This window comes from Mesorhizobium sp. P2_D6 (genome assembly GCF_056404315.1).
The window spans coordinates 1-7,871 of the sequence record NZ_JBFUEG010000045.1 but is presented as its reverse complement, the minus strand read 5'-3'; the positions used below and the strand labels follow the sequence as shown (position 1 = coordinate 7,871).

Genomic DNA, 7,871 nt, shown 5'->3' with positions numbered 1-7,871 from the left:
ACGCTTCCAGCATCTGGTCGGCGAGCAGCTTCTTCAGCTTCGCGTTCTCGTCTTCCAAGGCTTTCAGCCGTTTGGCATCGGAGACGTCCATCCCGCCATACTTCGCCTTCCAGTTATACAGCGTCGCCTCGGAGATCCCATGCTTGCGCGCCAGGTCGCCCGCCTTCGCCCCCGCTTCGTGCTCACGCAGAACCGCGATGATCTGCTCTTCCGTAAACCGCTTTCTCTTCATCAGTCCGTCCTTCAATCGAGGCCGGACTCTAATCTCAGATGGAGGAAATTACCCGTGGCAGGTCAATCGGCATCTCATCGTGACGGTGCGTTCGCTCCTTTTGGTCGCGGGAACCATCCCGAGCACACGCCCTCGCCTCCGTTGTCAGCTTGGCAAACCGTTTGTGGCGGAATGCACCGTCACAGCGTCACCGCTCGCTTGATAAATTGTAGTTCAATTGTCGTGGGGGCTGCGGAGCGAGATGACGGTTTGGTTGAGCGACTCCAAGAAATACGACCTCGCCTCTTTCTTGAGATCGTGACCAGCCGAAAGCAACCTGATCCGGCGCGTCAGGCACCATTCTTCTCGAGTTCAAAGCGACGGAAGAGCTCCTATCCGCGCTGGTCGAGCCTAATTCCTGCACGACGACCTCGATGACGTCCACCGGATCGCGACTTCAACGTGGTATCTGACAATCCCCGCTCTCACCGGCAACTTCAAAATAATTGCGCCCGATTTATTCGATTTGATTGACCAATGGCGACTACCTCATCGGCGATGGTCGTCGGTGTCACGCCCGTGCCTGCAAGCTCTGAACCTGAAAAGACGCCATCCTGGTCGGTCACTCTAAGGGCAGGATGACGGGATTGTTGTAACGTTCCCTGAACTTGTCCGTAAATTAATGGCAGGTCCGCCCACCAACCAGAACCTCTCCACGGCCGATGCGTCGATGGTCCTTCTCCTTGACGCTCGGTACCCTAACCATCGCGCACACGCGCGGCTCGCCTCGTTTGTAGGCGAGCATCGCACGCACCAACGCCTCACGATCGATCTTGTCGGTCTTGGCACGACCCGCCGGCGCGACGTGGCAATCGAGGAGGCGTCGACGACATGGCTTTCGGTCCCATGCCTCCAGGATTCGATGGATCCAAAAGCCGTCGAGACCCGCCTGTCAAGCGACGGCCAGTTTTGCCGGGCCGGCGTGCCGCATGGCCAGTGGAAGACCACGACCTTCACCGGAGCGCTGCGGCTGACGGGCATGACTGCGCCCTTCGTCTACGACGGCGCTATGAATGGTAACGTGTTCCTGGCCTATGTCGAGCAGTGCTGGTCCCGACATTGTCGGAGGGTGACGTAGTACAATCTGCCCGCTCACGAGGCCGCCGGTGTGCGCGACGCGATTGAGGCCGCAGGCGCGAGCGTGCTCTCTACCTGCAGCCCTACAGTCCCGACTTCAATCCGATTGAGAACACCTTCGCCAAACTCAAAGCGCAGCTGCGAGCAAAGGCCGAGAGAACCATCAAGGCTCTGTGGGACGCGGTCGGCGCTAGGGCGCGACAATCTGGATGAGACGGCGTATTGCCTCAGGCCAACGATGCTCCTGAGGCTCGAATGTTGCCTCATCCATTTTGCTCCCGGCTTAGGTGAAGGAGGCCCGGCGCGTAGATGGCCGGGGTTTCGCAGCGCCGCGCCTCCTTGGCGAGCGCCAGGAAGCCTCAGTATGGCCTTGCGATCTCCGGGATCGGTTGCTCGTTGTTTAAGGGGCCAAACAGCAGCGCGTCCGCCTGTTCCCTGCGCCAGACCTTCAGCCGACGCTGAAGGGTTCGAAGCAGTTTGTCCGGGTAATCGCCGGGATACTCGGCCTGCAGTCGTGACAGAAGTTCGCTGCCGGTTCGCCATGGTTCGGCTTCGAACCAATTTCGCAAGTCGGCAGTCGCCTTGACGAGAGGGTCAGGACGCCCCCGCCCTCTTTTGGCTTTCACAATCGGGCGATTCGTCGGCCGGATAGCTCCATCCTTCCAAGCTGTCCGCAAACTCGCCAGGAAAAGGTCGATTGGCTGAGTTGCCCGTCAGGGCGGATGGCCGGCGGAGTATCGGCAAGCGCAGCGAGTCGCTCCTGCACGGCGCGGATATCGCGCAATAGCAGTACAGGATCGAGCCCGGCGTAGATTTCCTGCAGACGGGAGCGGACTGCATCTGAGGTGCGCGCGTCGGCAACCAGACGCTGATGCGGCGTAGCCGGTGGACTGTACGTCTTGCGCACACGCGCGCCGTCACGCTGCTTCGCGATCAACTTGAACGATGGCTGAAAGAAATTCACGAACAGCCGCGCTGACCGGTAGAGCTTCGCTAGCAGAGTGGCGGCCTCCAGCCCCTCGAACCGACGATATCCGACCATCCTACGCACCACGGCGCCATTCTTCTGTTCGACAAAGGCCTGGTCATTCTTGCGGTAGGGGCGGCAGCGCGTGAGGACGATGTTGGCGGCGTCGCAATAGGCCTTCAGCGTCTCGTTCATGAAAACGGTGTCGTTGTCCGTATCCAGGCCGAGAAGCGCGAAAGGCAGTTGCTTGCGCAATTCTGTGAGCACCGTGCTCAACAGCGTCTGTTCGCGAACCAGCAGCGGCGCACATTCCGTCCAGCCGGTCGCGATGTCGGTGAGCACGAGGGTTTGGATGAAGCTGCCGCGAGCCGAGGGGCCGCTATGGGCCACGAGGTCCGCCTCAACGAAGCCTGGCGCTGGATCGTCCCAATCCGCCGACGTTCTAATGGGAATGCTCCGTCGCAGGGCATGCGCCGCGGGCCGTCGTCGGGGACGTCCCAAGCCTTCTCGGATCGGTCCCAGCGTCCTGTCGATCGTGGCCGCGCTCATCGCCAGCAATTTGTCCCGAATTTCCGGCGCTAGGTCAAAATGACCCTGTCGTTCCCTCGCCTCGAGAAGGACGGGCAGCAACGCCTTCAGCCGCTTGCCGCAGACGCGGTCAGACGCCTCCCAGAGCAATATGAGCCCATTGCGTTCCGCTTCATCATAAATCCGCGGCCGCGCTCGCCGGCCTGAAAACGGCCCCTCACGGCGTCGTAGCAGCCGCATCGCGTGCTTGCGGTGAAAGCCCGTGATAACGACGAACTCATCCAAAATTCTCGCCTTCTCCGCTCGCGTCGAAGCACGATAGCGCTCTGAAACCGCCGTCGTCAGTTCTTTCCTTGTCGCCATGCTCAGCCGTCCCATCGTCGCCCCTGCTCATACCCCTCGGTAGGGAGCAACTTATGTGACGCAACGGTTGAACATTCAGGAACATTTTCGACGAGGCAATGCGAGTCTCACCTTGTTTGTCGCCGCGCATTCGGGGCAGTCGTCGACCTCTTCACCCCAGCCGAATGTGCCAACTACTTCAAAGCCGCAGGATATGAACCGGATTAAACAGGACGTGCACTAGTGGCCGGTCAAGGGCAGTTCGCTGCGCGCTGATCTTCGGCCACCCTTGACCGGCCCCTGCGCGCGCCGGCAGAGCCGAACCGGGTTGGACCGAGGAGATGGTCGCCAGTGGTCGAACAGGGAGATTAACATGATCGCAGAACGATCGTTCTGCCGGCGGAAAAGGGCGTCCTTCGCGGGACAATGGATGAGTGAGTCCGCGGGGGTTGCAGTAACGGTCGCATCACAACGGCCAGGACGCTCCCGAGATTTGTTCCGCCTCATTCTTCTAACCCCCCATCAAGGCCGAGCGCCGATCCCGTAGAGAAGCATAACCCTCGAAAGACGTCCCGCCGGCGAGGCGGAAAGCTCGACAGGCGCTTGACTTCAACCTGTCGAATAAAGAAGCAACCCTCGTCTACGAAAGGGCGGGAGGCCAATCACTCTATGCTCATAACGTCTAGGTGCGGAATTAAGAGTAATGTCAGGAGCCACTGCCGCGGCGGCTCCCAAGGACGGAGCCGGAACCGTGGGCTACCGGGTGATGCCCGGCGTTCCCGCGCCCAACAAGATACATCTTCCGCCGGACGCGCCATGACGATGAAGCCAAACCACCCCGCGGCCTTGAGACACAAAGTCGCTCGGAGCGAACCTGCTGTTTACGGTAAATTTACACAAGCTTCATGAGCGCAAATCTCTGACGATGGTATGTTCACCGCGAGGCCTGAGGTCACGGACAGCTAACAAGAACTGATGCCGATTTGCGCTCGGACAGCACGCAACGTGGGAGTCAACAGCCAATGGCAAGAAGAGCGCTCATCCTGGTTGAAGGCGCAAATAATATGCCGATATACGTGAAAGCGGCCCGGCGTCTCGGCCTTCATCCAATTATCCTGTCGGCTAATCCAGCTCAGTATGACTGCGTTGCGGCGGAAAGAATTGAGGCAATCTGTGTCAATACAGACAATCTCGACGCGCTGATCCATGCATGTGCCCGGCTGCGTGCGACCTATGACATGGCCGGCATTACTAGCGCACAGCAGTCGGTCTATGCCACAGTTGGCAAACTCTGCCGGTATTTCGATCTACCGGGACCGAACCCCTTCTCCATCCAACGATGCTGCGACAAATTCGTTCAACGCCAGCTCCTCACGGGAGCCGGGGTTCCAGTACCGGCTTATCGCTTGGCAGCGAATGCCACAGACGTACAAAGCTCTGCCGCGGAAATCGGCCTGCCGGTGATTCTCAAGCCAGCGGTCGGCACCGGCAGCCGCGGTGTCCGATTGTGCCGCAACGTCGATGAGCTAGCCGACCCTACGACCTATCTGTTGGGCGGGAAGCACATATGGCCGTCTTCGCCGAGGATACTGGTCGAAGAATTCGCACAAGGCCCCTACTATGGTGCCTCCATAATGGGAGAGCAGGTCGTTGGGATTTCCGCTGTTGACTTTGGCCCACTGCCACATTTCGTCTTTCTTGAATCCACCTTTCCGGCTCCGCTCGCTGATGAGGAACATAAGCATATAGCTGGCGTTTCGCTGAGCTGTTTGCGAGCTCTCGACCCTGGCTGGGGCCAACTGGCCTTGAATTGCGCTGGACGAACCCCGGCCCGGTAGTCATTGAAGTCAATCCGCGCCTTCCTGGCGCGCCCGAACCTCAACTGATTCAGCTGTCTTACGGTGTCGATCTCATCACCGAGCACATTAAGCTTGTCATTCGCGAGGAATGGGATTTGCGCAGAAGGCAGTCGCAGACTGCGGCCGCGCGGTACTTGGTTCCTGATCGCGATGGCACCCTCGAATTGATCGACGGCAATAGTCAGGCGGCTGCTATACCAGGTGTCGCCGAGGTAAGATTTTTTGTTGGGTCCCAGACGCCGATCGTCAGGAAAGGCAATTTCGGAGACTGCATCGGATATGTCATCGCCTCTTCACCGAGCCCTCCTCAGACCGAGGCGATACTGCAGCTGCCGTGGATTGGTCGATCACCCCATTTCCGACCCAACAGGAAACAATCAGCGGCCTTTCACGTCTCCGCACCTGCGCAGGTGCCCTCGGGCGAAGGGTAAATCGTCGCCGAACATTGCTGCAATTGAGGGCGACACGGATGGATTTTTTGTTTTTTTGGGCGGGATCGTCAGCCAGGACAAGATCCAGCCGCATGTCCGCAAGCGGTCGATGATTATCTCATGGCGGGTGGGCTATATTCTGCAGAGCGTTTCAGGTTGCGCCGCCGTGCGGAGCTGCGAACGACGGTCAGACCGAAGAAGCCAATCGCGGCGTAGTCGCCACACTCACCGAATTCCTGAAAAGCTAGTGGAGCGATCGGATCAAGAGAGTCCGATTTTTATTCCGTGCGAGTTTGATGCATGCGCAATGGCATCTTCTCCACCGTTTCGGCCAGCGACCGTCAGCGCTTGCAAGAGATCGTTGCGGCCCCCCTGGAAGCCCGCAGAAGCATGTCTGGCGGGCACGTATTGTCCTTCTGAGCGCCGAAGATCTGGGCACCTCGACAATCATGGCCGAGACCGACAAGTCCAAGACCTGTGTCTGGCGCATGCCATCTGACCACCGGGACCTGGCCGGTGATCAGGGTGGATTTGCGGCGATAGCGTTCCTCAAAATTTCGACAGATGGGGAGCGCTGCTGGTCGGTGAGGCTGTGGGTTCCGAAGTCGTCGAGGATGAGCAATTGTGTGCGGGTGAGTTTGTCGATGAGGCGTGGGAAGCGGCCGTCGAGACGGGCGAGCGCCAAATCCTCGAACAGGCGCGGCACGCCGCGCATGGAGTACGGAATAATCGAGCCGTGCTGCTTGGCAATCACATCCGAAGGTCGCAGCGTTCAGGCCACATCACCGTCAATGAGCAAATGCCGAAGTCGCACCAGGGCTATGTCAACAGGACACCTCACACATTTGGGAGGGAAGCGGCAAAACTTGGGAACAACACAGCGATCTTTATCGAGCGTCTGCTGAGTAATCGCCCGCATCGGAACTATCGGTCCGCCCAAGGCGTCCTTTCCCTGGCGCGACGCTACAGATCCGATCGTCTGGAACCGCCGCAAAACCTCCTATCAATGAAAGGAGGCAATTTCGGCAGGCGGGGTGGAAGCCTACCTGCAGAGGCGCGACGGGTAGTCCCGCCAGAGGGCGAGGGCTCTCTATTTTAGAGCTTAACGTGCGAATATCAATTTGCATGTACACCGCGTAGAAAGATTTGAGTTTATGCGGCAGCGAGATAGACGACGGCGCCGCTCCTTCATACGCGCGACTAGGGGGCTCTCAGCCCTCGCCTGACTGAAAGGTATCATATGATGTTCGACTACGTGGTTGTTGGCGGTGGCTCCTCTGGTTGCGTCATGGCGAGTAGACTTTCTGCCGGTGGAAGTCGGGTGCTGCTCGTTGAGGCTGGTCCTGATACGCCGCCGAACGCCATTCCTGACGACATCCTCGATGCCGATCCTACTCGCGCCTACTTCAATCCCGACTATCAGTGGTCATCCCTCAAAGCGACCTTGATGCGAGATGGCCGAAAGGCAGTTCACTACGAGCAGGCCCGGGTGATGGGTGGCGGTTCCAGCATAAATGCCCAAGTGGCCAACCGCGGTGGTCCCGGAGACTATGATGAATGGGCGTCAAGCGGTGCTGCAGGTTGGAGTTGGGAAGAGGTTCTACCCTACTTCCGTCGTCTTGAAGCCGATTTGGATTTCGATGGCGAGTTTCACGGCAAGGATGGTCCGCTGCCGATCAGACGTGTTCGACAATCGGAATGGTCGGGCTTCATCAAGGCGGTATCGACTGCGTATGAGGCTTCGGGTATTCATTTCAGGCCGGATTTTAACGGCGCGTTTGGCGACGGATATTCCGTTGTGCCTTTGACCAACCGCGACGGTCGTCGGGCTTCTACGGCAATGGCCTACTTGACCGACAGCGTGCGTGCGCGGCCCAATTTGAAAATTTTGGCCAAAACCTCGGTGGTACGTCTTGTTTTTTCCGGATCGGCCGTCACCGGCGTGGAGACGGAAAACAGCTCTGGCCGCCAGATCTTCGAGACTTCCATGGTCATTCTCTGCGCTGGAGCTCTGCATTCACCAGCCATCTTGATGCGCTCCGGTATCGGGTTGGCCGAACAACTCACAAAGCTAGGTATCCCGGTGATTGCGGGCGTCGCAGGTGTTGGCCAAGGCCTCCAGGAGCATCCGGGGATAGCGATCTCGGCATATCTGGAGCCGAACAATCGCATGGCAGCCAATGTGAGTGGTCACATTCAGATGCATGCACGTTACTCCTCGGGTTACGACAGGTGTCCTTCGACGGATATGGCAATCTCTGCGGTCGCCAAGTCGGCCTGGCATCCGCTCGGGAAACGCCTTGGCTCGCTTTTCCTGTGGGTCAACCGCAGCTATTCCATAGGAACGGTAACCCTAAAGAATCGCTCTCATGCCATCGAACCAGAGGTGGATTTCA

Annotated in this window: 3 protein-coding genes and 5 pseudogenes; 4 read left to right on the top strand and 4 right to left on the bottom strand. The window is 58.8% G+C overall.

From position 1 onward, the window contains the following. A partial coding sequence (locus tag AC1D1L_RS33105; RefSeq protein ID WP_477345673.1) for a transposase occupies window positions 1-232 on the bottom strand: 232 nt, incomplete at its 3' end. 661 nt (window positions 233-893) lie between these two features. Next, window positions 894-1,163 (bottom strand): annotated as a pseudogene (locus AC1D1L_RS33100) (IS110 family transposase); the annotation flags it as partial. Between the two features lie 9 nt (window positions 1,164-1,172). On the opposite strand from AC1D1L_RS33100, the pseudogene AC1D1L_RS33095 reads away from it, so the two are divergent. Continuing rightward, a pseudogene (locus tag AC1D1L_RS33095) lies at window positions 1,173-1,537 on the top strand (transposase); the annotation flags it as partial. Between the two features lie 170 nt (window positions 1,538-1,707). Here AC1D1L_RS33095 and AC1D1L_RS33090 read toward each other — a convergent pair. Further along, window positions 1,708-3,221, bottom strand: a pseudogene (locus AC1D1L_RS33090) (ISNCY family transposase). Window positions 3,222-4,207: 986 nt separating this feature from the next. Here AC1D1L_RS33090 and AC1D1L_RS33085 point away from each other — a divergent pair. Together AC1D1L_RS33085 and AC1D1L_RS33080 are read left to right on the top strand one after the other, a co-directional pair. After that, window positions 4,208-5,417 (top strand): annotated as a pseudogene (locus tag AC1D1L_RS33085) (ATP-grasp domain-containing protein); the annotation flags it as partial. Between the two features lie 358 nt (window positions 5,418-5,775). Next, a pseudogene (locus AC1D1L_RS33080) lies at window positions 5,776-5,963 on the top strand (IS630 family transposase); the annotation flags it as partial. Between the two features lie 32 nt (window positions 5,964-5,995). Here AC1D1L_RS33080 and AC1D1L_RS33075 read toward each other — a convergent pair. Next, complete coding sequence (locus AC1D1L_RS33075) at window positions 5,996-6,229, bottom strand: ATP-binding protein (RefSeq protein WP_477345671.1); 234 nt, start codon at window positions 6,227-6,229, stop codon at window positions 5,996-5,998. Between the two features lie 486 nt (window positions 6,230-6,715). On the opposite strand from AC1D1L_RS33075, the gene AC1D1L_RS33070 reads away from it, so the two are divergent. Next, a partial coding sequence (locus tag AC1D1L_RS33070) for a GMC family oxidoreductase (RefSeq protein WP_477345669.1) occupies window positions 6,716-7,871 on the top strand: 1,156 nt, incomplete at its 3' end.